This is a genomic window from Achromobacter sp. HNDS-1, assembly GCF_040084795.1.
GTDB lineage: Bacteria > Pseudomonadota > Gammaproteobacteria > Burkholderiales > Burkholderiaceae_B > Achromobacter > Achromobacter ruhlandii.
On record NZ_CP157584.1, the window covers coordinates 1,861,166 to 1,887,534 of the forward strand.

Here is a 26,369-nt window from a genome sequence, read left to right on the forward strand (position 1 = left end):
GTCCTATTTCTTCATCAACCCCGCCGCCTGCACCAGCTTGCGCATGGCGGCCTGGTCTTTCTCCACGAAGGCCGTGGCTTCCTGCGGCGTCATGTTCCACAGGTCCACCCCCTGCGCCTGCATCAGCTTGCTGTATTCCGGATTGGCGTTGACCTTGGCCACCGCGTCGTTCAGGCGCTGCAAGATCTCCGGCGGCGTGCCCTTGGGCGCGGCCAGGCTGTACCAGGAGGCGGACTCCGCGCCCTTCACGCCGGATTCGGCCAGTGTCGGCACGTCGGGCAGCAACGGCGAGCGGTGGTCGTTGGCGTAGGCCAGCGCCTTGAGCCGGCCGCTGCGGATGAATTGCAGGCTGGCGGCCAGGTTCAGCACCGCCATGTCCACCTGCCCGCCCACCAGATCGTTGATGGCGGGCGCCGCGCCGCTGTAGGGGATATGGACGATGTCCACGCCGGCGCGTTCGCGAAACAGCTCGGCGCCCAGGTGCGGCGAGCTGCCGGGCCCGGCCGAGGCATAGTTGATGCGGCCCGGCTCCTTGCGCGCCATCGCGATCAACTGCTCGACGCTGTCGGCCTTGAGCGTGGGCCGCACCACCAGCATGTTGGGCTGGTTGGCGACGATCGAGACAAAGGCGAAGTCCTTGATGCCGTCGTACGGCGTCTGCTGCATCAGCGGCGTCACCACGTGGGCGGCCGACGTGCCGAGCAGCAATGTGTAGCCGTCCGGCTTGGCGCGCGCCACGAAGTTGGCGCCGATGGCCGCGCCGCCGCCGGCCTTGTTCTCGACGATGATGGTCTTGCCCAACTGCTTTTCCAGCTCGCGCGCCAGCGCCCGCCCCAGCACGTCGGCGGGACCGCCGGCGGCATACGGGTTGACCAGCGTGATCGGCTGCGAGGGATAGGAATCGGCGGCGACGGCAGGGGCGCACAACGCGCCGGCCACCGCCGCGCCGCACAGCAGGCGCTTCAGAGTCTTCATGGTTTGTCTCCTGGGATATTGTGTTTTATGTGTGGTGCGGGGAAAGGCCCCGGGGCTCATGGCCCCGATGGCTAGATCGCGCCCTGCGCGCGTAACGCCTCGATCTGCGCTGGCGACAGGCCCAGCCGGCCGGCCAGCACGCTGTCGGTGTGCTCGCCCAGCAAGGGCGGGCGCTCCAGCCTCGGATCATCGAAACCGTCGAACTTGAACGGCACCGGCACCGCGCCGAAGCGGCCGATGGACGGATGCTCGTAGCTGGCCACCATGCCGCGCGCGAGCACGTGCTCGTTGTGCAGGATCTCCTCAACATCCAGGATCGGGCCGGCCGGCACGCCGCGCGCATCGCAGCGGCGGCACAGTTCGTCGCGCGTCAGCCGCGCGGCGGCCGCCGACAGGCCGGCCATGACTTCGTCGCGGCGCGCCACGCGCACGGCGTTGCGCGCCAGCTCCGGATCGTCGGCCCATTGCGGCAGCTCGAGCGCCTCGCACAGCGGCTTCCAGTGCTGGTCGCTGCCAGTGATCTGCACCCAGCGGCCGTCGCCGCACTCGAACGCGGCGGACGGCACCCGGCCGGGATGCTCCGTGCCCAGCCGCGGCGGCACTTCGCCCAGCGCGAAATAGCGCGCCGCCGCCAGCGACAGCAGGCCCACCTGGCCGTCCAGCATGGAGAAGTCGATATGGCAGCCCTGCCCCGAGCGCGCCCGTCCCACCAGCGCCGACAGGATGCCGATGGCGGCCCACAGGCCCGAGGTCAGGTCGCTGACCGGCAGGCCCGGCTTGACCGGACCGCCGCCCCGCTCGCCGGTCAGGCTCATGATCCCGCCCATGGCCTGGAACACGGTGTCATAGCCCTTGCGCGGCGCGTACGGTCCGGTCATGCCGAACCCGGTGCACGAGAAATAGATCAGGCCGGGGTTGTCCGGCGCGATGTGCTCGCGGTCCAGGCCGTACTTGGCAAGCGTGCCGACCGGGAAGTTCTCGACCACCACGTCGCAGGTCTGCGCCAATCGCCGGATCAGCGCCTGCCCCTCGGGATGACGGAAGTTCACCGTGATCGACTGCTTGCTGCGGTTGAAGGCCAGGTAGTATGCCGACTCGGTGCCGCCCTCGCCTTGCACCTTGGGTTCAAAGCCGCGCGTCTCGTCGCCGCCTCCGGGCTGCTCGACCTTGATGACCTCGGCGCCCAGCTCGGCCAGGATCATCGAGGCGAACGGGCACGCCAGCACGCGCGACAGGTCCAGGATGGTGACGCCTTCAAGCGGCCTCATCGCGCCGCTCCCTGGCGAAAACCCCGCATGATGACGTTGGCGTCGCGGCCCACGCCCAGCGCCTCGCCCAGCCCGAGGTCGGCCGCGCGGTGGAAGGCGCGCTTGGTCAGCCCCATCGCGGCCGGTTCCCAGCCGGCCAGGCGCTGCGCCATCGCCAGCGCCTGGTCCAGCACCTGCGCGGCGGGCGCGACGCGGTTGGCGATGCCCAGCTGTAAGGCGCGCGCGCCGTCGATCGGCTCGGCCATCGCCACCAGCTCGAAGGCATGCTTGCGGCCGACCTGGCGCACCAGGTTGGCCATGACCACCGCGGCCACGATGCCGTGGCGCAGTTCCGGATAGCCGAAGCGCACGTCCTCGGCCATCACCGTCAGGTCGCAGGCCAGCGCCAGCCCCGCGCCGCCGCCAAGCGCGTTGCCATGGACCGCGCCGATCACGGGTTTAACCATGCGCGAGAACACCAGGTGCAGGTCGGTCGTCAGGTCGGCGCGGCGCAGCACCGCGTCCGGCTGTTCCGGCGTCAGGGCCGAGAACTCGCCGGTGTCGGCGCCCGCGCAGAACGACTTGCCATTGCCCGTCAGCACCACCGCGCGCACCGCGTCGTCGCGATCGGCCTGGCGCAGCGCGTCCATCAGCATCGTCGTCAACGCGGTGTTCAGCGCGTTGTGCTTTTCCGGACGGTTCAGGCGCAGCAGCCGTACCGCGCCCAGGTCTTCAATGATCAGTTCCGACATCACGGATATCCTCTTCCAATGGCGACAAGCAAATTGATTGATTAAATCAACAATAGGGGTAAAAAAAGGCGCGGACGCGCCCCCGCGCGTTCAGCGCGGCTGCACGCCGCGGCCGCGACGCGCCGGCACCTCCGCCTTGCATTCATTCAGCATCTCCAGCGCGTGTGCCGTCAGCTTGTCCAGCATGCGCTCCATGGCCTCGCGCTCGGCCTCCGACAGCACCGACAGCATGTCCTCATTGCGCTCGATCGCGGCCGGGAAGATCTCTTCGTACAGGGCGCGGCCGGTGCGCGTCAGGTCCAGGCTGACGCCGCGGCCGTCCTGGCTGTCGGCGCTGCGCTGGATCAGGCCGCGCTCGATCAGTTCGGACACGGTGCGACTGGCCTGGCTCTTGTCGATGTTGGCCTCGCGCGCCACCGCGTTCAGCGACATGTCCGGCGCCGCGCCCAGCAGCGCGATGATGCGCCACTCGCGCGGGCCCACGCCATAGCGGCTTTCGTTCAGGCCGGCGGCGATGCGGCTGGACACGTAGGCCAGCCGGTTCAGGCGGTACGAGAACAGTTCCTTCAACGCCCGGGGTGCGGGACGCGCGGCGGTGGCTGACTTGGATGCGGTTCGGGTGGCCATGGGCGGACTCTTCAGATGCGGAAAAAAACGGCGTGCGCGCGCGTCGCGCGCCGCTGCCCGCATGATATACAAACGCGGCCGGCGATCCTCATGCGGCCGCCTCCCGCGCGACGCCGAGCAGCGGGTTCAAGCCGCTTTGCGCCACGCGGCTGTGCAGCGCGCGCCCCAGCACCGCCTCGCAATGCCGCGACACCGCGTCCATCGCCGCCAGATCCAGGCCGGTGCGCACGCCCATGGACTCGAACAGGTTGACCAGGTCTTCCGTCGCCACGTTGCCGGTATGACCGCCGCCGTAGCGCACCTTGGCCGGATGGCCGCCGACGCCGCCGAAAGCGCAATCGAAGTGCCTCACGCCCGCCTCCAGCGCGGCCACGTAGTTCACCAGGCCGGTGGCGCGCGTGTCGTGGAAATGCGCCACCGGCGTCACCCCGGGCACCTCGCGCGCCATCCGGCCATACAGGTCGCGCACCGAGGCCGGCGTGGCCATGCCGGTGGTGTCGCCCAGCGTCACCATGCCCACGCCCAGCGCGGCGAAGCGCCGCGCGTCGGCCATGACCACGTCGGGGTCGACCGCGCCTTCGAAGGGACAGCCGAAGGCCACCGAAATCGTGCCGATCAGGCGAAAACGGCCGTTCGCCAACCGCGCCATCTCGGCAATGTTGTCCCACTGGGCGGCGCGTTCGCGCTTCAGGTTGCGCGTCGAATGCGATTCGCTGGCCGAGACCAGCAGGCTGATCTCGTTGGCGCCGATACCGGCATCCATATCAACCAGCGCGCGCTCGACGGCGCGCGCGTTGGCGCAGGTGGCCTTGTACCAGACGCCCGCGCGCCGCGGCAGCGCCGCCAGCAGGTCGGTGGCGTCGGCGAATTGCGGCACGACCTTGGGATTGGAATACGAGGTCGCCTCGATCCGTTCAAAGCCCAGCGCCGCGAAACGGTCGATCAGGTCGGCCTTGATCGCCGTGCCGATGAAGTCGGGCTCATGCTGCAGCCCATCGCGCGCGAAGCATTCGCACAGCACCACGTCGCGCGCGCTCATGCCTGTTGCTCCAGTCCGAACAGCGCCAGCGCGTGGGCGCGCAGCTTGTTCTTCTGCACCTTGGAACTGCCCGTCATGCCGATGTGCTCGAAGCTGTCGACGATCTCGACATAGCGCGGCACCTTGAAGTTGGCGCAGCGCGCCTTGCACCAGGCCGTCAGTTCCTCGGCCGTGCAGTCCTGCCCGTCCTTGAGCAGCACGAACGCCGCCGGCACTTCGCCCAGGCGCGCATCGGGCACGCCGACCACCTGCGCCATGCGCACGGCGGGGTGGCCGTGCAGGGTCTCTTCCACCTCCGCCGGCGCGACGTTCTCGCCGCCCACGCGGAACATGTCCTTCAGGCGGCCCACCATGCGCAACCGGCCCGCCGCGTCCATTTCGCCCAGGTCGCCCGTGCTGAGCCAGCCGTCCGCGCCCAGCGCGCGGGCGGTGGCCTCGGGCATGTTGTAGTAGCCCTTCATCACGCTCCAGCCGCGCGCCTGGATCTCGCCCTGCATGCCGGCCGGCAATGGCTCGCCCGTGCCCGGGTCCACCACCCGCACCTGCATGCCGGGATGCGGCAGCGCCCAGCCCATGGCGCGCAGTTCAAAGGGATCATCGTGCGCCGACAGCGTGATGTTGGGCGAGGCTTCGGACTGGCCGTAGGCATTGCAGATGCCCGGCACCCCCATCACGTCGCGGATCTTCTGCATCACCTGCGGGCCGGCCGCCGCCCAGCCGCCGCGCAGATGGATGCGCGCGCGGTCGAAATCGGGATGGCCCATCAGCATGAGAAAGATGGTGTCGTTGCCGGATGTCAGGGTGCAGCGCTCTTCGTCGAGCATGCGCAAGGCGTCGGCCACGTCGAACTTGGGCAGGGTCAGCAGGCAGCAGCCGCTCATCAGGCTGACCAGGATCGACAGCGTGGTGCCGGCCACATGGAAGTAAGGACGGATGCTGAAATAGCGATCGTCCGGCCGCACGCCGATGCGCTGCGCCGCGGCCCAGGCATTGGTCAGCATGTTGGCGTGCGTCAGCATCACGCCCTTGGGAAACGACGTGGTGCCCGAGGTGTACTGGATCAGCAGGACGTCCTCCGGAGCCACCGCATCCATGCAGGCCCGCAGCGCCGCATCGTCGACGGCCTCCCCCGCCCGCAGGAAGTCCGCCCAGGCGCGCGCGCCGCGCGGGCAGCGCTCGCCCAGCACCACCACCTGCCGCAGCAGCGGCAGCGCCGCGCCCGGCAGGGCCTGGTCCAGCGCCGGTTCCACCTGCGTCAGCAGATCGAGGAAATCGATGCCCAGGAAGGTATCCGCCGTCAGCAGCACTTTGACGTCGGCCTGCTTCAGGCAGAACGCCAGTTCATCGGTCTTGAAGCGCGTGTTGACGGGCACCGTCACCGCGCCGAGCAGCGCGCAGGCGTAAAACACCTGCACCCAGGTGCCACCGTTGCCCAGCAGCACGCCGACATGGTCGCCATGGCGCACGCCGGCCGCATGCAGGCCACGGGCGATGCGTTGCGCGCCGTCTTGCAGCGCCGCCCAGGTGTGACGCTCGCCAGGCGCGACGAAGGCCTCGGCCGCGCCGCGCTCGGCCACCTGGCGCGCCAGCGCCTGCGACAGAATCGTGGGGCCGATCATGCCTTGTCTCCCGCCGCGCCGAAGCCGGCGATGGCCTGCTTCCAATCGGTGCCGCGCAGGTTTTCCTCGATGGCCAGCAATTCGATCGCCATCGCGCCTTCGCGCGTGGTCGCCAATCCCTGATCGATGCTGCGCTTGGTCAGCCGGACGGTGAGCGGCGCGGCGCGAGCGATGGCCGCCGCCATCTGCGTGGCTTCACCCGCCAAGGCCTCGGGCGCGTACACCTGATTGACCAGGCCAATCTCGCGCGCCTCGGCCGCGTCGAAACGGCGGCCGGTGAACAGCAGTTCCTTGGCCTTGCGCGCGCCGGCCACGCGCGGCAGCCGCTGCGTGGCGCCGACCGTGCCCCAACCCACTTCCGGATAGCAGAACGTCGCGTCGGACGAGGCCAGCACAAAGTCGCAAGCCGCGGCGATCTCGCAACCGGAACCGAACGCCGCCCCCTGCACCACCGCGATCACCGGCTGCGGCATGCGTTCGATGGCGGCATAGGCGGCAAAACCCTGCACCCGGCGCGCCGTCATTTCCGCGTTGGACATGCTCTTACGCTCCTTGAGGTCGGCGCCGGCGCAGAATGCCGCGCCGGCGGCGGCGATCAGCACCACATGCGCGTCCGGATTGTCAGCCAATTGCTGCATAGCCTGCACCAACTCGGCGCACATGAGGGAATTGAGCGCGTTGCGGCTGTCGGGCCGGTTCAGCGTCACCGTGGCGACACGGTCCTGCACGTCCAGCAGGATCGTGTGGAAAGTCGGGGTCATGCCTGCTCCTGGATGTTCTAGGTATGGGGCCGGGGTCCGCGCAAGGCGCGGCGCCCCTGGCCATGCCAGGCAATATAGGGCATATAGTTGATTTAATCCACTAATTTTCGGTTGTTATCCAATGGTGTTACACTTGCGCCCCTGGTCTTTCCCTGGAATATCAAGGCACTAGACGCCCCGCCGGGCCTGTGCGATTCGCAGGAGAGGCCACGCCGCCCGTCTCGCCGTAGTTAAATGGATATAACCGGCCCCTCCTAAGGGTCAATTGGTGGTTCGATTCCACCCGGCGAGGCCACCCATCCCCCGGCCTCGGCTTTCCAGGCCATCGCAAGAAAACTCCCCGCTTTCAGCCAGATGAGGGTTAATCCGGGCTACGCTCACGCGCGGCGCGCCGGTAGCGTCTCGGGACGCGTTTGGTGACCAATACGCCATCCGTCAATACGGCCCCAATAATTTTTTGGGCGAAGATAGCGAATCGCCTTGCGCGCCACTTGAAATTACTGTTTAAATTCGACGCGTAAGCCTCTAATTCATCTGGACTTTTCCCGAACCGTCGCAAGCTCGACCGGGGAAATAATTCTTCACAGCCTGATAAGCCTGCTTAAACCATGGCATTTAACTGGAAACGTGCAATTGCGAACGCGATAGCGCCGGCGGCGCTGGCGATGTGCGCGCTCCTGCCCTCTGCCGCCTTCGCCGCGAAGACCACCGACCCTTGCAAGACCAACGCCAAGTCGGCCGCTTGCAAGGCGCAACAAGCCAAGAAAGCCCCCGCGCCCGCCAAGAAGGCTGGCCCCCCCAAACAGAGCGCGGCCAAAGGCGCGCCCAAGGCCGCCGCCGGCAAGCAAGCCGCGCCGAAGTCGGCCGCCGCAAAATCCACGCCCAAGGGCGCCTCGGGCAAACAGGCCGCGGCCAAGGGCGCGCCCAAGCAGGTTGCGGGCAAGAAAGCGCCGCCCAAGGGCGGCAAGCAGGCCGTCGCCCAACAAGGGACATCCAAGAAGGGCGCCGCCGGCAAGAACGGCAAGCCGAACAAGCCGTCGCGCGCACAGCGCACGGCTGCCGCCGCGGCCGCGGCGGCCATGCCGCCGCCCGCCGTGTCGGTGCGCGCCGAGGCCGCCGCGCTGCGCTCCAGCACCGCGTACGTGCAGGATCTGGCCACCTCCACCGTGATCTTCGCCAAGAACGAGAACGTGGTGCGCCCCATCGCCTCGATTTCCAAGCTGATGACGGCGGTGGTGGTGGTGGACGCCAACCAGCCGATGGATGAAATGCTCGAGATCACCGATGAAGACATCGACGGCCTCAAGCACACCACCTCGCGCCTGCGCGTGGGCACCAAGCTGTCGCGCGGCGACATGCTGCACCTGGCGCTGATGTCGTCCGAAAACCGCGCCGCCAACGCGCTGGGTCGCCATTACCCGGGCGGCCTGCCCGCGTTCGTGGCCGCCATGAACGCCAAGGCACAGTCGCTGGGCATGACCAGCACGCATTTCATCGAGCCCACCGGCCTGTCCAGCGACAACGTGTCGTCGCCGCACGACCTGGCCCGCCTGCTGCGCGCCGCCTCGCAGCGCCCGCTGATCCACCGCTACTCCACCGATACCGAGTACGACGTCGAGATCAACAACCGCACGCAGACGTTCCGCAACACCAACCTGCTGGTGCGCAAGCCTGACTGGGACATCAAGGTGTCCAAGACCGGCTACATCAACGAAGCCGGCGAATGCCTGGTGATGCTGGCGCGCATCAATGGCCGCGACCTGGCAATCGTGCTGCTGGACTCGCAGGGCAAGCTGTCGCGCATCGGCGATGCCGTGCGCATCCGCCGCATCGTGCAAAGCGAAGTGGCCATGGCCTCGGCCCAGCCGGGCGGCTGATCCAGGCGCCCTCCGGCCACGAAAAAGCCCGATCGTCGATCGGGCTTTTTTACGTCTGGCGGCAGGGCTGAATACGGGCGGAAGCAGGCCGCGAGTGGCGTGCCCCGGTGCCGCCGACGCGGCGCTACGCCGCCACCGGACGCTTGGACCGCAATGGCTGCGGGTCGTACATCGACGGCGGCAGCCCTTCCAGCACCGCCCGCGGATTGAGCGACCGGATCGGCACCGCGGCATCGGCCGGGATGCGGCCTTCGGCCTGCAGCAACTGATAGCGCAGGCAGCACACGCGCAGGAACGAGGTGAAGTTGGCGGCCTCGCCGCGGTATTCCACCAACTCGTCGTAAAGGCGCTCGATCAGCTGCGTCACCCGCATGCCGTCGCGCGCCGCGATTTCCTCCAGCACCTGCCAGAACAGTTGTTCCAGCCGCAGGCTGGTGGCCGCCCCGTGCAGGCGCAGGGAGCGGGTTTCGGGCGCGTAGGACTGTTCGCTCGCGCGGATGAAGATTTCACACATGGGAGCTCCTGGGGCGGACACGAGGCTTGCGGGCCACTGTACGACGATAGCCGCCAGCCCGGCAAGACGCCTCTGCAGCGGGGCGATCCCCCAGGCAATGCCCCTCTGTCCCGGGGTATTCCCGCCCATTCTGCAACGATAAGTTTCTTTCGTCCGGCTCGTCCGGAAGCCGTTGATATAAATCAAGGTCTCGGACGCGTCCCCATCCGAGCATGCTAAGACTGATCTGACTTCGGAGGTAGCAATGAACAAGACCATGAAGGCCGCCGTGGCTCGCGCATTCGGCAAACCCCTGGAAATCGAAGAAGTCGACGTGCCGCGCCCCGGCGCCGGCGAACTGCTGGTGAAGATCGAGGCCTGCGGCGTATGCCACACCGACCTGCACGCGGTCGAGGGCGACTGGCCGGTCAAGCCCAATCCTCCCTTCATCCCCGGCCACGAGGGCGTGGGCCACGTCGTGGCGGTGGGCGAAGGCGTGACGCACGTCAAGGAAGGCGACCGCGTCGGTATCCCGTGGCTGTATTCCGCCTGCGGTCATTGCGAGCATTGCCTGGGCGGCTGGGAGACGCTGTGCGAGCAACAGCAGAACGCCGGCTACTCGGTCAACGGCGGCTTCGCCGAATACGCCCTGGCCGCTGCCGACTACGTGGGCCTGCTGCCGAAGAACGTCGGCTTCGTCGACATCGCCCCGGTGCTGTGCGCCGGCGTCACGGTCTACAAGGGCCTGAAGATGACCGACACGCGGCCGGGCAACTGGGTGGTGATCTCCGGCATCGGCGGCCTGGGCCACATGGCGGTGCAGTATGCGCGCGCCATGGGCCTGAACGTGGCGGCGGTGGACATCGACGACGACAAGCTGGCCTTTGCCAAGCGCCTCGGCGCGGAAGTGGTCGTGAATGCCAAGACCACCGACCCGGCGGCCTATCTGAAAAAGGAAATCGGCGGCGCCCACGGCGCGCTGATCACGGCGGTCTCGCCCAAGGCCTTCGAGCAGGCGCTGGGCATGGTGCGCCGCGGCGGCACGGTGGCGCTCAACGGCCTGCCGCCGGGCGACTTCCCGCTGTCGATCTTCGACATGGTGCTCAACGGCGTGACGGTGCGCGGTTCGATCGTGGGGTCGCGCCTGGACCTGCAGGAGTCGCTGCAGTTCGCCGAGGAAGGCAAGGTGCATGCCACAGTGGCCACCGAGAAGCTGGAGAACATCAACAGCGTGTTCGACCGCATGCGTCGCGGCCAGATCGAGGGCCGCATCGTGCTCGACATGGCGGCTTGATCCACGCGCCGTGTCATGCAGCAAGGCGCCTGCCGCGGCAGGCGCCTTTTTTTGTGGCGGCACGGAACGCCCCCATGGCGTGGCAACGCCGCGCTTTCAGGGGCATGCGGCGCCGGCGCGCGCGTGGCAGCGCCCACGGGCGCTCGCCGCGCGGCCCAGGCTCAGTGCGTGATTCTGGTCCCAAGCACGGCCAGGAACTGCGCCAGCCACGCCGGATGCGCCGGCCAGGCCGGCGCCGTCACCAGGTTGCCGTCGGTGTAGGCCTGGTCGATGCCGATCTCGGCGTAGGTGCCGCCGGCCAGCCGCACTTCCGGCGCGCACGCGGGGTAGGCCGAGCAGGTGCGGCCTTCCAGGATGCCGGCGGCCGCCAGCAGCTGGGCGCCGTGGCAGACGGCGGCGATCGGCTTTTTGGCCTGATCGAAGGCGCGCACGATCTCCAGCACCTTTTCGTTCAGGCGCAGGTATTCCGGCGCGCGGCCGCCGGGGATCACCAGGCCGTCGTACGAGCCGGCCTCGACGCGCTCGAAATCGTAGTTCAGCGCGAAGTTGTGGCCGCGCTTCTCGCTGTAGGTCTGCGCGCCTTCGAAATCGTGGATGGCGGTGGCGATGCTCTCGCCGGACTTCTTGCCAGGGCAGACCGCGTGCACCGTATGGCCCACCGCCAGCAGCGTCTGGAACGGCACCATGGTTTCGTAGTCTTCGGCGTAGTCGCCGACCAGCATCAACAGTCTCTTGCTCATGATTGTCTCCTGGGGATGGGGGATCGCCGACTGAAGCGCCCGAGGGCCGGGCGGCCGGTTCTTGATGTTCTGCGGTCCATTGTGCTCCTACCCGCGCAGGCGAGGGTGGTAACGGGATACCACGCCAAGGTGGATGCCCCGAAGCGGGACCGCGCCCGCCCCCGACATGCATGCGCGGCCGCGCGCGGCGCCGGGCAATGGCAGGCGCCCTACTCCAGCGCCACCGTCACCGGCTTGGCGCCCAGGAGGCTCACCAGCACGTTCGGATCGATACCCACCAGGTAGCCGCGGCGGCCGCCATTGATGTAGACGACCGGGTATTGCAGCACCTCGGCCTCGACCCACACCGGCATCTTCTTGCGCGTGCCGAACGGCGAGGTGCCGCCCACTTGATAGCCGGAATGGCGCTGCGCGACCTCGGGCTTGCAGGGCTCGACCTTCTTCAGCCCGGCCTGGCGCGCCAGATTCTTGGTGGAGACTTCCCGGTCGCCGTGCATCACCACGATCAGCGGCTTGGCCGATTCGTCTTCCATCACCAGCGTCTTGACCACCGCGTGCGGATCCAGCCCCAACTGGCGCGCGGCCTCGCCGGCGCCGCCATGATCGACGTAGTCGTAGGTGTGCTCGGTGTACGCCACCTTGTGCTGCTTGAGGAACTGGGTGGCGGGCGTTTCGGAAACGTGGCGGGCTTTGCTCATGGCATTGCTGTGGAAAGGCGAAGGCAAAAGTGTAGGCACGCGGACGGCGGCGCGCAAACGCTGGCGTCAACCGCGCGGATGATGCGTGGCGTGCAGCGCCTTCAGGCGTTCGCGCGCCACGTGGGTGTAGATCTGGGTGGTGGAGATGTCCGCGTGGCCCAGCAGCATCTGCACCACGCGCAGGTCGGCGCCGTGGTTCAGCAGATGGGTGGCGAAGGCGTGGCGCAGCACGTGCGGCGACAGCGGCGCGTGCACGCCGGCCAGCACCGCGTATTTCTTGACCAGTTGCCAGAACGCCTGGCGCGACATGGCCTCGGCCCGGCCGGTGATGAAAAGCGCGTCGCTGACGCGGCCGGCGGCCAGCTCGGGGCGCGCGGTCTTCAGATACTGGTCAATCCAGTGCGCCGCCTCTGCGCCCAGCGGCACCAGGCGGTCCTTGCCGCCCTTGCCCTGCACCACGCGCACCACGCCCTCGTTCAGGCTGACGTCCAGTGCCCGCACCCCGACCAGTTCCGACACGCGCAGGCCGGTGGCGTACAGCGTTTCCAGCATGGCGCGGTCGCGCAGGCCGCGCGGCTGGCCCAGGTCGGGCGCGCGCAGCAGGGCATCCACCTGCTGCTCGGACAGCGTCTTGGGCAGGCGCGGCGGCTGCTTGGCGGCGACCAGCGTCAGACAGGGATCCTGCGCCGCGCGGTGCTCGCGCAGCGCCCAGGCGTAGAAGCGCCGCAGCGCGGCCAGGCGGCGGTTGGCGGTGGTGGCGCGGGTTTCCTCGTGGCGGAAGGCGAACCAGGCCTCGATGTCGGCCTTGCCGGCCTCGGCCAGCGCCTTGGCGGGACCGGCGGGCAGCGCCTGGGCCGAAGCCGCCTCGCCGTGGCGGTCGGCCATCTCGCGGGCGTAGGCCTCGGGGTCTTCGAGCCAGCGCGCGAAGCCGGTCAGGTCGCGCCGGTAGGCGGCCAGGGTGTTGGCCGACAGGCCGTCCTCGAGCCAGACGGCGTCGATGAAGGCGTCGATATCGGCCTGGGAAGCGAGCGGTCGGCGGGAATCGGACATGGAACGGAAATCAAGGCATCAAGAGAGGTGCCCGGCGGCGGACAGCGCCGGCGCAGGCGCGCGCAACCTTGCGGCGTACGCCGGCCACGCCAGGGGGATGGGCCACATTCTACGGCGACGCTTGCGCCATGCCCTCAGCGCCCCGCCACCGCCGCGGCGGCCGACTTGAGCCAGGTCTCGAACAGCTTCAGCGCCTCGGAACGCTCGCTGCGCTGCGGATAGCCGAAGTAGTAGCCCTGGCTGACCGTCAGCGACTGCGCCACCGGCATCGCCAGCGTGCCCTGGTCCAGCGCCGGCTGCGCCAGGAACCGCGGCATCAGGCCCACGCCCAGCCCGGCCTGCACCGCCGCCATCACCATGGTGAACAATTCGTAGCGCGGACCGCCCGCCGCCTGGGGGCCATACAGGTAATTGTTGGCGCCGTACCATTGGCGCCAGGCGTCGGGGCGGGAACTCAGATGCAGATGGGTCATGCCGGCCAGCGCGCCGGCGCCGGCGCCGGCCTCGGTGACGCGGGCGGCCAGTTCGGGCGCGCAGACCGGCACCAGCTCGCGCTCCGGAAACAGCAGCACGCCCTGGGTGCCGGGCCACAGCGTGTCGCCGTGGTACAGCGCGCCGTCGAACGGCTGGTCCTTGAATTGGAACGGCAGCGTGCGCACCGACAGGCTGACGGTGATGTCCGGCTGCTCGCGCTGGAAATCCGCCAGCCGCGGGATCAGCCAGGTGGTGGCCAGTGTCGGCACCACGGCGATGTGGATACTGCGGCCCATGCCGGTGCGGCTCACCAGGCCGAAGGTGTCCTTCTCGATCTGGTCCAGGTGATGGCGGATGCGTCCCGCATATTCCGCGCCATGGTCGGTCAGCACGATGCGGCGCCGCACCCGTGTGAACAACTGCACGCCCAGCCGCGCCTCCAGGCTGGCGACCTGGCGGTAGACCGCGCTGTGGGTCAGGGACAGCTCTTCGGCCGCCCGGGAAAAACTGCCCAGGCGGGCCGAGGCCTCGAAGGCCTGCAGGGCGCTGAGGTTGGGAATGCCGTTTCTCATGGAGCGGGAACCGCCAGGAAGGAACCGAAGATCGCCGGAAACACCCGCCGCGCCTGCCGCGGCGCAACATCCGGGTCGTGCCGGCGGGTCACTAGATTGTGCAATTTTATCAATTGCGTTGTGCGATCAAGGAACATTATGCTCGGGTGTCTTAATCTCGGCTCATCCTGACACCCACCATGTCCCAGCAAGCATCCCGCCTCGGCGGCCACATCCTCGTCGACCAGCTCGTCGCCCAGGGCGTCAAACACGTTTTCTGCGTTCCCGGCGAGAGCTACCTGGCGGTGCTGGATGGCCTGCACGACGCCGACATCAAGGTCACTGTCTGCCGCCAGGAAGGCGGCGCGGCCATGATGGCCGACGCCCATGGCAAGCTGACCGGCGAACCCGGCATCTGCATGGTGACCCGCGGTCCTGGCGCCTCCAACGCGCTGGCCGGCGTGCACATCGCCAAGCAGGACTCGACCCCGATGATCCTGTTCGTCGGCCAGATCGAGCGCGGCATGCGCGAGCGCGAGGCTTTCCAGGAAATGGACTACCGCGCCGTGTTCGGCACGCAGGCCAAGTGGGTCACGGAAATCGACCAGGTCGAACGCATTCCCGAACTGATCTCGCGCGCCTTCCACATCGCCACCTCGGGCCGCCCCGGCCCGGTGGTGATCGCGCTGCCCGAGGACATGCTGGTGGAGGCCGCGCAGGTGGCCGACGCGCCGCGCTACGAGGTCATCGACTCCGCCCCCACCGCCGGCCAGCTGGCCGACCTGGAGCAACTGCTGGCCCAGGCCAGGAACCCCGTCGCCATCCTCGGCGGCACGCGCTGGGACGCGCGCGCGGTGCAGCAGTTCGCCGATTTCGCGCAGCGCCACGCGCTGCCCACGGCGGTGTCGTTCCGCCGCCAGATGCTGTTCCCGGCCGACCATCCGTGTTTCATCGGCGACGTCGGCTTGGGCATCAACCCCGCCCTGCTCAAGCGCGTGGCCGACGCCGACCTGGTGCTGCTGGTCGGCGGCCGCATGTCGGAAAACCCCAGCCAGGCCTACACGCTGCTGGACATCCCGGTGCCCAAGCAGAAGCTGGTGCACGTGCATCCGGACGCCGCCGAACTGGGTCGCGTCTATCGCCCCACGCTGGCCATCAACACCTCGCCCGCCGCCTTCGCCCAGGCGCTGGCCGGCCTGAAGGCCCCCGCCCAGCCGGCCTGGGCCGAAGGCACGCAGGCCATGCGCGAGTCGTACCTGAAGTGGAGCGACCCCACCACCGTGACCACCCCGGGCGCGCTGCAGCTGGGCCAGGTCATGGCCTACCTGGAAAAGACCCTGCCGGCCGACGCCATCATGACCAACGGCGCCGGCAACTACGCCACCTGGCTGCATCGCTTCCACCGCTTCACCCGCTTCGGCACGCAGCTGGCGCCGACCTCGGGCTCGATGGGCTATGGCCTGCCGGCGGCCGTCGGCGCCAAGCGCGTCTGGCCCGACAAGACCGTGGTCTGCTTTGCCGGCGACGGCTGCTTCCTGATGCATGGCCAGGAGTTCGCCACCGCCGTGCAGTACGACCTGCCCATCATCGTGGTGCTGGTCGACAACGGCATGTACGGCACCATCCGCATGCACCAGGAAAAGCACTACCCCGGCCGCATTTCCGCCACCGAACTGAAGAACCCGGACTTCGCCGACTACGCCCGCGCCTTCGGCGGCCACGGCGAACGCGTCGAGACCACCGAGCAGTTCGGCCCTGCCTTCGAGCGCGCGCTGGCCAGCGGCAAGCCGGCCATCCTGCACTGCTTCATCGACCCGCAGACCATTACGCCGTCGACCACGCTGGACAAGATCCGCGACGCGGCGCTCAAGGCCCGGCACTGATACCCGAGAGGCGGCGGCAACCCCACGGCGACGCGCCCGCGCGCGTCGCGTAAACCCCGGGTTGCCGCGCCAATTATTTTAGGTTTAAACTTTCCAGATTCCGAAAACGGAAATCCATAGCGGAGACCCAGCATGTCCTCGAATCCCTCGTTCCATTGGCAAGATCCCCTGTTGCTGGACCAGCAGCTCACCGAAGAAGAACGCATGGTGCGCGACGCCGCCCACGCCTACTCGCAGGACAAGCTGGCCCCGCGCGTGCTGAATGCCTTCCGCAACGAAAAGACCGATCCGGAGATCTTCTCGGAAATGGGTGAGCTGGGCCTGCTGGGCGCCACCATCCCCGCCGAATACGGCGGCGCCGGCCTGAACTACGTCAGCTACGGCCTGATCGCCCGTGAAGTCGAGCGCATCGACTCCGGCTACCGCTCGATGATGAGCGTGCAGTCGTCGCTGGTGATGGTGCCCATCAACGAGTTCGGCAGCGAAGCGCAGAAGCAGAAGTACCTGCCCAAGCTGGCCCGCGGCGAGTGGATCGGCTGCTTCGGCCTGACCGAACCCAACCACGGCTCCGACCCCGGCGGCATGGAAACGCGCGCGGTCAAGACCGCCGACGGCTACAAGCTGACCGGCAACAAGATGTGGATCACCAACTCCCCGATCGCCGATGTGTTCGTGGTGTGGGCCAAGTGCGTCGGCGGCGAGTTCGACGGCAAGATCCGCGGCTTCATCCTGGAAAAGGGCACCAAGGGCCTGACCGCCCCCGCCATCCACGGCAAGGTCGGCCTGCGCGCCTCGATCACCGGCGAAATCGTCATGGACGAAGTGGAAGTGTCCGCCGACCAGATGATGCCCGGCGTGTCCGGCCTGAAGGGCCCGTTCACCTGCCTGAACTCGGCCCGCTACGGCATCGCCTGGGGCGCGGTCGGCGCCGCCGAAGCCTGCTGGCACACCGCCCGCCAGTACACCCTGGACCGCAAGCAGTTCGGCCGCCCGCTGGCCGCCAACCAGTTGATCCAGAAGAAGCTGGCCGACATGCAGACCGAAATCACGCTGGCGCTGCAAGGCTGCCTGCGCCTGGGCCGCATGAAGGACGAAGGCACCGCCGCGGTCGAGATCACCTCGATCATGAAGCGCAATTCGTGCGGCAAGGCGCTGGACATCGCCCGCCTGGCCCGCGACATGCTGGGCGGCAACGGCATCTCCGACGAGTTCGGCGTGGCCCGCCACCTGGTGAACCTGGAAGTGGTCAACACCTACGAAGGCACCCACGACGTGCACGCCCTGATCCTGGGCCGCGCGCAGACCGGCATCCAGGCTTTCTATTGATTTGCAGTTCGCCGCGCGGACGGAGCCCGGCTCTGCTCCCGACGCGCGGTTCGCCAGCGTGGCGAAGACTGTGCGCCCCTTTCGAGGGGCGTTTTTTTTTGCGTGCCGCATCGCGAAAACACGAGGCGGCAATACAACGACGCCAAACATTTATTGATAACGATTTGTGTTAGCAATAATATTTCCGATTTTTGCATCGGAGACCCATCTTGGCCCGCCCTTCCTCTTCCCGCGGGAAGAATCGCCCCGGCATTGCCCCCCTGTTCAACCCCGCCGTCCTCGCCGCGGCGCTGGGCCTGGCGCCCGCCTGCGGCGCGCAGGCGCAACAAGGCGATACCGTGCAACTGCCAGCGGTGACGGTGAACGCCGCGCCGGTCGACGATACGCTGATCCACCTCGATCGCCCGGTCAACGGCGGCGCGCTCGGTAGCCGCACGCAGCTGGAAACCCCCTTCTCCACCACCGTGGTCACGGCCGCCGACATGGAAGCGCGGCAAGTTGCCAAGCTAGGCGACGTGTTCGCGCTGGACGCCTCGGTCTCCGACAACAGCTCGGCCAACGGCGCCTGGGCCAGCTACCTGACGGTGCGCGGCCTGCCGCTGGACTGGCAGAACTCCTACCGCATCGACGGCAAGCCGTTCCTGAGCTACGTGACGACGCTGCCCTACGAGCATTTCGAGCAGATCGACCTGCTCAAGGGCGCCTCGGGCTTCATGTACGGCTTCGGCACGCCCGGCGGCCTGGTCAACTACGTGACCAAAAAGCCGACCGACGAGCCCGTGCGCGCCATCGACCTCGGCTATGGGTCCAAGGGCCTGCTGCGCGAACACGTGGACCTGGGCGGCCGGGCCGGCGCCAGCGGCGCCTTCGGCTACCGCCTGAACGCCACGCACGAGGAAGGCACGACCTACAACGATGGCTCGCTCTACCGCGACTCCGTGTCGCTGGCGCTGGATGCGCGCCTGAGCGAACGCCTGACCTGGGACTTCCAGTCGATCTACCAGGACCGCAAGGCGGTCGGCATCGAGCCCACCATCACCACCAGCAGCATGACCGGCGGCAAGCTGCCGGGCACGGTGCGCAACAGCGACGCCCTGGTGGGCGAAGGCCCCTATGCCAACAACCACTTCCGCTTCTACGCCACCGGCCTGAAGTACCAGCTGAACGACGCCTGGACCTTCAGCACCAACTACAGCTATAGCTCCACCCGCACGCGGCGCAACGAGTCCGTGCTGACCCTGCGCAACGGCGCCGGCGACTACGACGACTACCGTTCCGACTACGGCGAGGCCTACCAGTACAACCAGTGGCAGGGCATGGCCGAGGGCAAATTCAACACCGGCTCGCTACGTCATCACGTCGTGCTGGGCGCCTCGTGGCAGAAGCAGAAGAACGACTACAGCTCCAACGGCGTCTACCAGCTGATGGGCACCGGCAACCTGCGCAGCCAGAACACCAACACCTACTACAGCGACGGCAGCCTGCGCCTGTACCGCGCCGCCGAGATCACGCAGAAGGCGCTGTTCGCCAGCGACACGGTCGATCTGACGGACCGCTGGTCGGTGCTGGGCGGCGTGCGCTACACCAACTACGAGCAGGCCGGCTTCGACACGACCGGCGCGCGCACCTCGCGCTACGAGAAGAACGGCGTGCCCACGCCGACGGTCGCGCTGATGTTCAAGATCACGCCGCAGACCATGGCCTACGCGAGCTATATGGAATCGCTGGAGCCCGGCTCCGCCGTCGGCACGCAGTACGCCAACTACGGCGCCCTGCTCGACCCGCTAAAGAGCAAACAGTACGAACTTGGCGTCAAGACCGAGCAGGAAGACTGGGCCGCGTCGGCCGCGCTGTTCCGTATCGAGAAGAAGGCCGAATACTCGAATGCCGACCGCGTCCTGGTGCAGGACGGCAAGTCGATCTACCAGGGACTGGAACTGGCCGGTTCCGCCCGCATCGCGACCCACTGGAACGTCGGCGGCAGCCTGATGCTGCTGGATTCCGAATACCGCCAGGGCGTCGGCTTCACCGGCAACCGCGTGGCCGGCGCGCCGAAGTTCGTGGCGGCGGCGCAGGTGGCATACTCGGTGCCGCAACTTCCCGGCCTGAAACTGCGCGCGGACGTCAAATACACCGGCAAGACCATGCTCGACCCCGGCAACGTGATCGACGTGCCGGGCTACGCCATCGTCAACATCGGCGCCACCTACGACACGCGTATCTACGGCTACGAGACCACCTTCCGCGCCGGCATCAACAACCTGGCGGACAAGCGCTACTGGCTGTACCAGAGCCCCAACTACGTGAAAGCGGGCGACCCGCGCACCTATGGGCTGAGCGCCAGCCTGAAGTTCTAGGAACTTAGGGTTATCAGGAACTAGCCGGGCCCGGGCCCTTGCCGTACGCTGTGCGGCATTGGCCTGGTGCCGGCCCGCTGTATCCGCCTGCCCGACCCCGGATTTTTCGTCACGACCAGGAGTCGCGCATGCAAGGCAGTCCCTCGTTCCGCCTGTGGGCGGGCATCGCCATCGCTTTTGCAAGTCACGGCGCATTCGCCGCCACTACCCTCACCATGACCACCGAGTACCCGGCCACTTCGATGCCGGGACAAGGCGTGTCCACCTTCGCCGACCTGGTGCGCGGCAAGAGCGGCGGCCAGGTGTTGATCGACGCCAGCTTCGACGCCGCGCGCGGCATCAAGTCCGGCGACATGATCGACGCAGTGCAAGCGCGCAAGGTCGATGCCGGCGACGCCTTCGCCGGCGCGCTGGCGACCAAGTATCCGATTTTCGGCGTGTCCTCGCTGCCGTTCCTGGCCGACTCGCTGGCCAAGGCGCGCGCGCTGAACAAATCGGCCCGCCCGGCCTACGAGAAACTGCTGGCCGCGCATGGCCAGAAGCTGCTCTACACCACGCCCTGGCCGGCCTCGGGCATCTGGTCCAAGGACAAGGTGGACAGCGTCGCCGCGCTGAAGGCGCTGAGCATCCGCACCTATGACGCGACCTCGCAGGACGTGATGCAGAAGGCCGGGGCGCGCGCGCAGAACATCTCGTTCGCCGACGCCATGCCGCGCATCGCCTCGGGCGAGGTCAACGCGGTGCTGTCCTCGGGCGACGGCGGCGCCGGCCGCAAGCTGTGGGAACACCTGCCGCGCTTCGCCGAGATCAACTACGCCATGCCGATCTCGGTGGCGACGATGAACCTGCAGGCCTATCAGGCGCTGGACGCGAAGTCGCGCAAGGCGATCGACCAGGCCGCCGCGCAGACCGAGGCCGAGCAGTGGAAGCGCATCGAAGGCCGGCTGCAGCAGAACTACGCCAACATGCGCAAGAACGGCGTGACGATCGACACCGCCGTGCCGATGCCGGTGCGCCAGGCGCTGAAGAACGCGGCGGCGGATTCGGTGAAGCAGTGGGAGGCGGCGGCGGGGCCGGAGGGCGCGACGATCCTGAAGGCGATGCGGCGGCCCTAGTAAGACTGACCGGCTTCGGCGTCGTTAAAGGTCTGCATTATCGGTACTCCCGCCAAGTGTTTAGTCTGGCATTGGTGACACTGACTCGATATGTAGAACCGGCTGGAACTACGATTTGGTGTGCGAGGGTTGCACCGCTGATGGGGTAGTGGGCCAGACCAGCCGGAAATTCGTCGACAGCGATAAAACTATAGCCGCCCGCCTCGGTGGAGACGCAATGGACCTGAACGAGAATCGGCTTACCCGTCGTGTTCGTGTAAATCACGTCGAAAGACCGTGCAGCGGTAACGTTTTGCCAGGTCTGGCCGATTCCCAGCAACTGGTCTCGTACTGACTGAAAAACAGCGTTTAGGGCCGCATAATCGCTCGCCAACTGCGCAGCATCCGCGGTCCCCGGGTTGGTAATAGCGCCGAAGGCTTGGATGGTCCAGACACCGGAAACGAACGTCGGATGCGCTTCTGCGCCGCCTTCGCTTGTGGTGTTGCGGTTGAACTGCGGAGTGGACGTATTGGGTGCGCCCAAGAAGGAGCTAGTGCCACCCACTTCGCCATAGAAAAGCTGTGGCGTCTGGAAACCGTGCTGGTGAGCCTTGTTCTGGCTTGGCTTCAACATACCGTTCAAAAGCGCACCATCACCGCGCATGAACGGCGCGCCAATCGACCCGGCGGACTTCCCGTTGTAGTCGGGCATTCGGATGGTGGTCGAACCGTCTCCGAGCGTGAAGCTACCCCGCTTGAGCGGGTCGGCCAGCCAATCGGCTTCCAGCACCACCGGCAGTGCACCCGCTGCCACCATGGCGGCGAGGTCGGGGAAAGTGGTGCGGCTGATCGTCTGCCCATCCGCAGGAATCTGGCCAGCGGGGATAGACGTACGCAGCGGCCACCATGCAACCGAACCCACGGGCGGACCGCAGGGAATCGGTGGCAACTGATCGGTCGGCACCCTGCCCGCCTCGTCCAACGTGGCTACACCGCCGGCCTGTCCTTTTTCCACGAGCGGTACGGCATCCTGTACCGCGGGCAGTTGCGCGGCGGGGACACGGCCTTCCTCGTCCAGTGTCGGCACGCCGCCAGGACGGCCCTTGTCGGCGGCGGGGATTAGCGCTGGCAGTTGGCCTGGAACGATCCGACCGTCGGACGCCAAGGTAGCCACTCCATTGGGCCGGGCTTTTTCGGCGGCAGGGATCAGGTCGGGCAATTGCACCGGCGCGACCTTGCCGTCCGCGGACAGCGTGGCGACACCGTTCGGCTGGCCTTTTTCCGCGAGGGGCACGGCGGGTACCGGAATCGGCAGGTGATCGACAGGCACGCGGCCATCGTCGTCAAGCGGCGCCACGCCTCCGGGCGCCGACTTCTGCGACAGCGGCACGGCCGGCGGGGGCAGGTGCGCGGCAGGTACCTTGCCTGTCGCGTCCAGCGGCGTCACGCCACCCGCCACACCTTTTTCGGCGGTGGGCAGGGCGGCGTCTGCTTTGCGTTGGGCCGCGGCGGCAGACACTTCGACCGCGTCCACGCCGGCGCGGATCTTGGTGAAATTCTCGTTCGCGAGGGTCATCGCGTCACGCAGCGTATCGCCAGTCTGGTCGTTCGGCGCGTGGCCGATGTTGATGGGCTTGAGGAGTTGCATGGGAAAATCCTGGGTCTGATACTGCGTCACAGAGTAAATAGCGCCCGCGCGTATCCGCAGCGGGCCGGCGTCACATCGCGTTGGCGACGACGCGCGGCCTGCGGACAGTGCTCGCAACATTGGTCGAAAACTGTCGTCATATCCGCCCCTTCAGTTTCCAGACCTTGAGACGAAAGTACGCATTGGTTTGGTTGGTGGGCATCGAGCCAACGTAAGATCCACCAGATAGCCCTTGATTGATGGTGGCCGTGCCGGTCTTGCCGGAAACCACGACAATTTTGTCGGTCTGAATGTTGTGAGACGCCCTTATTCCCCATGCAAAATATGGATCACTGCTACTACGATCCAGCATGCAATACCAGCCCGGGTTGAACCACTGTTGATCGATCCGGTGTTCTGCCTCGACGGCGACCGCGAAGCCAGGGAACGGGTTGTCAATCACCAACTGAGTGTTGGCATTGATGATGCCAGGCGTCGACGCGGATCCGCCGGGATACAGCACGGCAAAATCAATGTCTGACTGGAAGGTCGCTTGCAGCATCGCCAGATCGCTCGCCAACCGGGCAGCGTCCACACTGCCCGGGTTCGTGACAGTGCCAAATGCCTGGATCGTCCAAACGCCGGAAACGTTGGTGGCGCGGGTCTCGGATGCCGTTCGCGTCACCGCGGCACTGTCAAAGCGAATGACATCGCCGACGGTGTTGTATTCGTATCCCGGCGCGGAACCCGAGGCAAGCACCCCCTGCTGGGAGTTCCAGAACGGACCGGACGCAGGCCCACGCACGACGCCATAGGTCATGGGAAGTTGCCCGGCAATAGGTTGCATCGCATCGCGCTGTATCAGCCCATTCGTTCCCCCCGACAGCGCACCGTCACCGCGAAGAAACAGCGCGCCGATGGAGCCTGCGGATCGCCCATTCAGGTCCGGAACGCGGATAGTCGCTCCGCCATCGCCGACAGTGAAGCTCCCGCGCTTGAGCGGATCGGCCAGCCAGTCGGCTTCCGGCACCACCGGCAGCCTACCCGAGACCACCATGGCGGTGAGGTCGGGGAAAGTGGCGCGACTGACGATCTGCCCATCAGCCGGAATCTGGCCGGCGGGAATGGATGCGCGCAGCGGCCACCATGCTATGGAACCCACAGGAGGGCCAGCCGGAAGCGGGGGAATTTGCTCGACGGGCACTTTCCCCCCACCATCCAGCGTCGCAACGCCGCCCGCTGCCCCCTTTTCCGACAAGGCTATCGCGGAGAGTTGCGTGGCAGGCACGCGACCGTCGGCACCTAGCGTCGCCACGCCGCCTGGGCGTCCTTTATCTGCCATGGGAACGAGCGCAGGTAATTGGTTTTCCACGATCCTGCCATCCTCGGCCAGGGTCGCCACCCCGTTGGGCCGCGCCTTCTCGGCGGCAGGGATCAGATCCGGCAATTGGGTCGGCGCGATCCTGCCATCGGCAGCCAAAGTGGCTACACCGCCAGGCTGCCCTTTCTCGGCCAGCGGCACCGTGGGCGGCAGGTGATCGACCGGCACCCGGCCATCGTCTCCCAGCGGCGCCACGCCGCCCGGCGCGGATTTCTGCGACAACGGAATCGCGGGCGGCGGCAGGTGCGCGGCCGGCACCTTGCCAGCCGCGTCCAAAGGCGTCACGCCGCCCGCGGCGCCCTTTTCCAGTGCGGGCACGGCGGCGTCGGCCTTGCGCTGAGCGGCGGCGGCGGACACTTCGACCGCTTCCACGCCGACACGGGTCTTGGCGAAGTTCTCATTCACCAGCGCCATGGCGTCGCGCAGCGTATCGCCGGTCTGGTCGTTCGGCGCATGGCCGACGTTGATGGGTTTCAGGGATTGCATGAGGGGCCTCGATGAAAACGATGTGGGTGTCACAAGAAAAAAGGCCCACCGGCAATTGCCGGTGGGCCAGGATGTGAGCGGACCAATGCAAAAAGCCCGCTCGGATCACCGGGCGGGCTAGGGGAATCGCTGGACGCAATGGCCCCACGACGGAATCATCTTACGGCTGCGCGGCCTCGCGGACAAGGCAACTGCGACATGGGCCCCGGAGGGGCCGGGCTCGGCGGCGCTTGATGCCCCAGGCGCCCGGCTCCGGGCAGGGTTCAATCCGCCGACAGATCGAACAAGCTGGTCGCGTCCAATTCCAGCACGCCCTCGTCATGCTGGTTGATCACCGTCCAGGCCCAGGTGATGATGCCCAGGTCGGGACGCGAAGACGAAGTGCGCACGCCCTGCACCCGCGCTTCCAGGCGCAGCTGGTCGCCAGGACGCACCGGCGTGCGCCAGCGAACTTCGCCCAGGCCGGGCGAGCCGAAGGACTCGGAATCGTGCAGCGCGGCGTCCACCGCCATGCGCATGGCCAGGGCGCAGGTATGCCAGCCGCTGGCGATGAGGCCGCCCCAGCGGCCCTCGGCGGCCCGCTTCAGATCGGTGTGGAACCACTGCGGGTCGTACTTGCGGGCGAACTCGAGGATTTCGGCTTCCGTGATGGTGACCGGACCGGCCTTGATCAGCATGCCGTCCTTGAAATCAGCGAACTTCATTGGTGGACTTCCCCTCGCATGGATGACCCCTGGAGGGCTTGCCGGAAGCCGGCCGCCCGTTCAATAGGTCTCGAAGTGCAGCCGCCCCTCGCGGCGCAACACATCGTGCAGGATAGTCCAATCCTGTCCCGCTTGCACCGTCACCTCGCGCAAGGCGTCCAGCACGCCGACTTCCATGCCCTTCAGGCCGCAGACGTAGATGCAGGTGTTGCGATCGGCGAGCAGTTCGCGCACGGCCGCGGCGCGTTCGCGGATCAGGTCCTGCACGTAGCGCTTGGGCTGACCGGCCTCGCGCGACAGCGCCAGGTTGATGTCGATGAAGTCGCGCGGCAGTTTCATCAACGGGCCGAAGTACGGCAGCTCGCGTTCGGTGCGGGCGCCGAAAAACAGCATCAGGCGGCCATTCTCCCCCGTTTCGATGCGGCGCCGGTAGCGCTCTGTCATGGCGCGCATCGGCGCCGAACCGGTGCCGGTGCAGATCATGATGAGGTTGGCGCGCGGGTGGTTCGGCATCAGGAAGGTATGGCCGAACGGACCGATCACCTGCACGGTGTCGTTCTTGGCCAGGTCGCACAGGTAGTTGGAGCAGACGCCGTTCACCGACTGGCCCTGGTGGTCCTCGGTGACGCGTTTCACGGTCAACGACAGGTTGTTGTAGCCGGCGCGTTCGCCGTCGCGCGGACTGGCCAGCGAGTACTGGCGCGCGTGGTGCGGCCGGCCCTGGGCGTCGGTGCCGGGCGGCAGGATGCCGATCGACTGGCCCTCCAGCACCGGGAACGGCAGCTCGCCGAAGTCCAGCACGATGTGATGGATGTCGCTGTCGGTGTCGGCGCCGGTGACGCGGTAGTTGCCGACCACGGTGGCGGTCACCGGAGTCTTGTGGGTGTAGAGATTGACGTAGGGATGCGCGGCGGACCACGGCGGCACGCTGGCGCCGGGCGCGGCGGATGGCATGACTGCCACGGCGGCAGCCGACGGCGGTTCGACGGCCGCGTCCGCAGCCGGTTGCGCGACGGCCGCGGCTTCCGGCAGCGGCTGCTCGCGCGGCAGTTCATCCCATCCCAGCTGGTCCTGCAACGAGTAGGCCTCGGCGCGCACCACCAGCCGCCAGTTGTCGATCGAGCCGGTCGGGCACGGCGGCACGCAGGCCATGCAGCCGTTGCAGATGTCCGGGTCGACCACGTAGTTGTTGCTGTCGTGCGTGATCGCGTCGATCGGACAGGTTTCTTCGCAGGTGTTGCAGCGGATGCAGATCTCGGGATCGATCAGGTGCTGCTTCAGGACTTCCATGGGCAGGGCGGCGTTCATCGCGGT

At 67.5% G+C, this 26,369-nt stretch carries 22 protein-coding genes and 1 tRNA gene; 7 read left to right on the forward strand and 16 right to left on the reverse strand.

Going from position 1 to position 26,369, the window contains the following annotated elements; all coding sequences use genetic code 11:
- Window positions 1-3: 3 nt before the first annotated feature.
- The 7 genes from ABFG95_RS08525 to ABFG95_RS08555 form a co-directional block, all read right to left on the reverse strand.
- Window positions 4-975: a tripartite tricarboxylate transporter substrate binding protein gene (locus tag ABFG95_RS08525; protein WP_049075421.1), complete on the reverse strand. Its 972-nt coding sequence runs from the start codon at window positions 973-975 to the stop codon at window positions 4-6.
- Window positions 976-1,046: 71 nt separating this feature from the next.
- Entirely contained in the window at window positions 1,047-2,243 is a 1,197-nt protein-coding gene (locus ABFG95_RS08530) for a CaiB/BaiF CoA-transferase family protein (RefSeq protein ID WP_348995753.1), read from the reverse strand.
- Window positions 2,240-2,974 carry an enoyl-CoA hydratase/isomerase family protein gene (locus tag ABFG95_RS08535; protein WP_348995754.1) on the reverse strand — a complete coding sequence of 245 codons (735 nt, stop codon included), beginning with the start codon at window positions 2,972-2,974 and terminating at the stop codon, window positions 2,240-2,242. Before ABFG95_RS08535 ends, ABFG95_RS08530 begins: the two co-directional genes overlap by 4 nt.
- Window positions 2,975-3,064: 90 nt before the next feature.
- Window positions 3,065-3,601 (reverse strand): MarR family winged helix-turn-helix transcriptional regulator, encoded by a 537-nt coding sequence (locus tag ABFG95_RS08540; RefSeq protein ID WP_068952171.1) that lies wholly within the window; start codon window positions 3,599-3,601, stop codon window positions 3,065-3,067.
- Between the two features lie 88 nt (window positions 3,602-3,689).
- Window positions 3,690-4,640: a hydroxymethylglutaryl-CoA lyase gene (locus ABFG95_RS08545; RefSeq protein WP_348995755.1), complete on the reverse strand. Its 951-nt coding sequence runs from the start codon at window positions 4,638-4,640 to the stop codon at window positions 3,690-3,692.
- The gene (locus ABFG95_RS08550) at window positions 4,637-6,259 is read right to left on the reverse strand and encodes an AMP-binding protein (protein WP_348995756.1); all 1,623 of its coding nucleotides are present in this window, start codon (window positions 6,257-6,259) and stop codon (window positions 4,637-4,639) included. The genes ABFG95_RS08545 and ABFG95_RS08550 overlap by 4 nt, the downstream gene beginning before the upstream one ends.
- The gene (locus ABFG95_RS08555) at window positions 6,256-7,020 is read right to left on the reverse strand and encodes an enoyl-CoA hydratase/isomerase family protein (protein WP_054417193.1); all 765 of its coding nucleotides are present in this window, start codon (window positions 7,018-7,020) and stop codon (window positions 6,256-6,258) included. Before ABFG95_RS08555 ends, ABFG95_RS08550 begins: the two co-directional genes overlap by 4 nt.
- 220 nt (window positions 7,021-7,240) lie before the next feature.
- Here ABFG95_RS08555 and ABFG95_RS08560 point away from each other — a divergent pair.
- Window positions 7,241-7,315 (forward strand) — tRNA-Arg (locus ABFG95_RS08560).
- A gap of 313 nt (window positions 7,316-7,628) precedes the next feature.
- Window positions 7,629-8,897, forward strand: coding sequence for a D-alanyl-D-alanine endopeptidase (gene pbpG, locus ABFG95_RS08565; RefSeq protein ID WP_238909363.1), 1,269 nt, complete (start codon window positions 7,629-7,631; stop codon window positions 8,895-8,897).
- Window positions 8,898-9,021: 124 nt separating this feature from the next.
- Here the strand turns inward: pbpG and ABFG95_RS08570 are convergent, their stop codons facing one another.
- On the reverse strand, window positions 9,022-9,411 hold the full coding sequence (locus ABFG95_RS08570) for a ribbon-helix-helix domain-containing protein (protein WP_049075427.1): 390 nt from the start codon (window positions 9,409-9,411) through the stop codon (window positions 9,022-9,024).
- Between the two features lie 244 nt (window positions 9,412-9,655).
- Here ABFG95_RS08570 and adhP point away from each other — a divergent pair, with 244 nt between their 5' ends.
- On the forward strand, window positions 9,656-10,684 hold the full coding sequence (gene adhP / locus ABFG95_RS08575) for an alcohol dehydrogenase AdhP (protein ID WP_049075429.1): 1,029 nt from the start codon (window positions 9,656-9,658) through the stop codon (window positions 10,682-10,684).
- A gap of 161 nt (window positions 10,685-10,845) precedes the next feature.
- On the opposite strand, the gene ABFG95_RS08580 is transcribed toward adhP, so the two are convergent.
- The 4 genes from ABFG95_RS08580 to ABFG95_RS08595 form a co-directional block, all read right to left on the reverse strand.
- On the reverse strand, window positions 10,846-11,424 hold the full coding sequence (locus tag ABFG95_RS08580; protein ID WP_059272295.1) for a DJ-1/PfpI family protein: 579 nt from the start codon (window positions 11,422-11,424) through the stop codon (window positions 10,846-10,848).
- Between the two features lie 209 nt (window positions 11,425-11,633).
- Window positions 11,634-12,122, reverse strand: coding sequence for a Cys-tRNA(Pro) deacylase (gene ybaK, locus ABFG95_RS08585; RefSeq protein ID WP_054501069.1), 489 nt, complete (start codon window positions 12,120-12,122; stop codon window positions 11,634-11,636).
- A gap of 66 nt (window positions 12,123-12,188) precedes the next feature.
- The gene (gene xerD, locus ABFG95_RS08590) at window positions 12,189-13,172 is read right to left on the reverse strand and encodes a site-specific tyrosine recombinase XerD (RefSeq protein WP_348995757.1); all 984 of its coding nucleotides are present in this window, start codon (window positions 13,170-13,172) and stop codon (window positions 12,189-12,191) included.
- Window positions 13,173-13,306: 134 nt separating this feature from the next.
- Window positions 13,307-14,218, reverse strand: a complete 912-nt coding sequence (locus ABFG95_RS08595) for a LysR substrate-binding domain-containing protein (protein ID WP_049075438.1) — start codon at window positions 14,216-14,218, stop codon at window positions 13,307-13,309.
- A 179-nt stretch (window positions 14,219-14,397) separates the two neighbouring features.
- Here ABFG95_RS08595 and ABFG95_RS08600 point away from each other — a divergent pair, with 179 nt between their 5' ends.
- The 4 genes from ABFG95_RS08600 to ABFG95_RS08615 all read left to right on the forward strand — a co-directional run bounded on the left by ABFG95_RS08600 (window position 14,398) and on the right by ABFG95_RS08615 (window position 20,878).
- Complete coding sequence (locus ABFG95_RS08600) at window positions 14,398-16,080, forward strand: thiamine pyrophosphate-binding protein (protein ID WP_348995758.1); 1,683 nt, start codon at window positions 14,398-14,400, stop codon at window positions 16,078-16,080.
- A gap of 132 nt (window positions 16,081-16,212) precedes the next feature.
- On the forward strand, window positions 16,213-17,406 hold the full coding sequence (locus tag ABFG95_RS08605) for an acyl-CoA dehydrogenase (RefSeq protein WP_020926750.1): 1,194 nt from the start codon (window positions 16,213-16,215) through the stop codon (window positions 17,404-17,406).
- Between the two features lie 209 nt (window positions 17,407-17,615).
- A complete protein-coding gene (locus tag ABFG95_RS08610) occupies window positions 17,616-19,763 on the forward strand; it encodes a TonB-dependent receptor (protein WP_348995759.1) in 2,148 nt (715 codons plus the stop codon).
- A gap of 128 nt (window positions 19,764-19,891) precedes the next feature.
- A complete protein-coding gene (locus tag ABFG95_RS08615; RefSeq protein ID WP_348995760.1) occupies window positions 19,892-20,878 on the forward strand; it encodes a TRAP transporter substrate-binding protein in 987 nt (328 codons plus the stop codon).
- Between the two features lie 37 nt (window positions 20,879-20,915).
- On the opposite strand, the gene ABFG95_RS08620 is transcribed toward ABFG95_RS08615, so the two are convergent.
- From ABFG95_RS08620 to boxA, 4 genes are all read right to left on the reverse strand, one after another.
- Complete coding sequence (locus tag ABFG95_RS08620; RefSeq protein WP_348995761.1) at window positions 20,916-22,505, reverse strand: phage tail protein; 1,590 nt, start codon at window positions 22,503-22,505, stop codon at window positions 20,916-20,918.
- A 136-nt stretch (window positions 22,506-22,641) separates the two neighbouring features.
- A complete protein-coding gene (locus tag ABFG95_RS08625) occupies window positions 22,642-24,351 on the reverse strand; it encodes a phage tail protein (RefSeq protein ID WP_336730688.1) in 1,710 nt (569 codons plus the stop codon).
- A 263-nt stretch (window positions 24,352-24,614) separates the two neighbouring features.
- A complete protein-coding gene (locus tag ABFG95_RS08630) occupies window positions 24,615-25,055 on the reverse strand; it encodes a MaoC family dehydratase (protein ID WP_348995762.1) in 441 nt (146 codons plus the stop codon).
- Window positions 25,056-25,115: 60 nt separating this feature from the next.
- Window positions 25,116-26,363 (reverse strand): benzoyl-CoA 2,3-epoxidase subunit BoxA, encoded by a 1,248-nt coding sequence (gene boxA / locus ABFG95_RS08635; RefSeq protein ID WP_336730689.1) that lies wholly within the window; start codon window positions 26,361-26,363, stop codon window positions 25,116-25,118.
- Window positions 26,364-26,369: the final 6 nt, after the last annotated feature.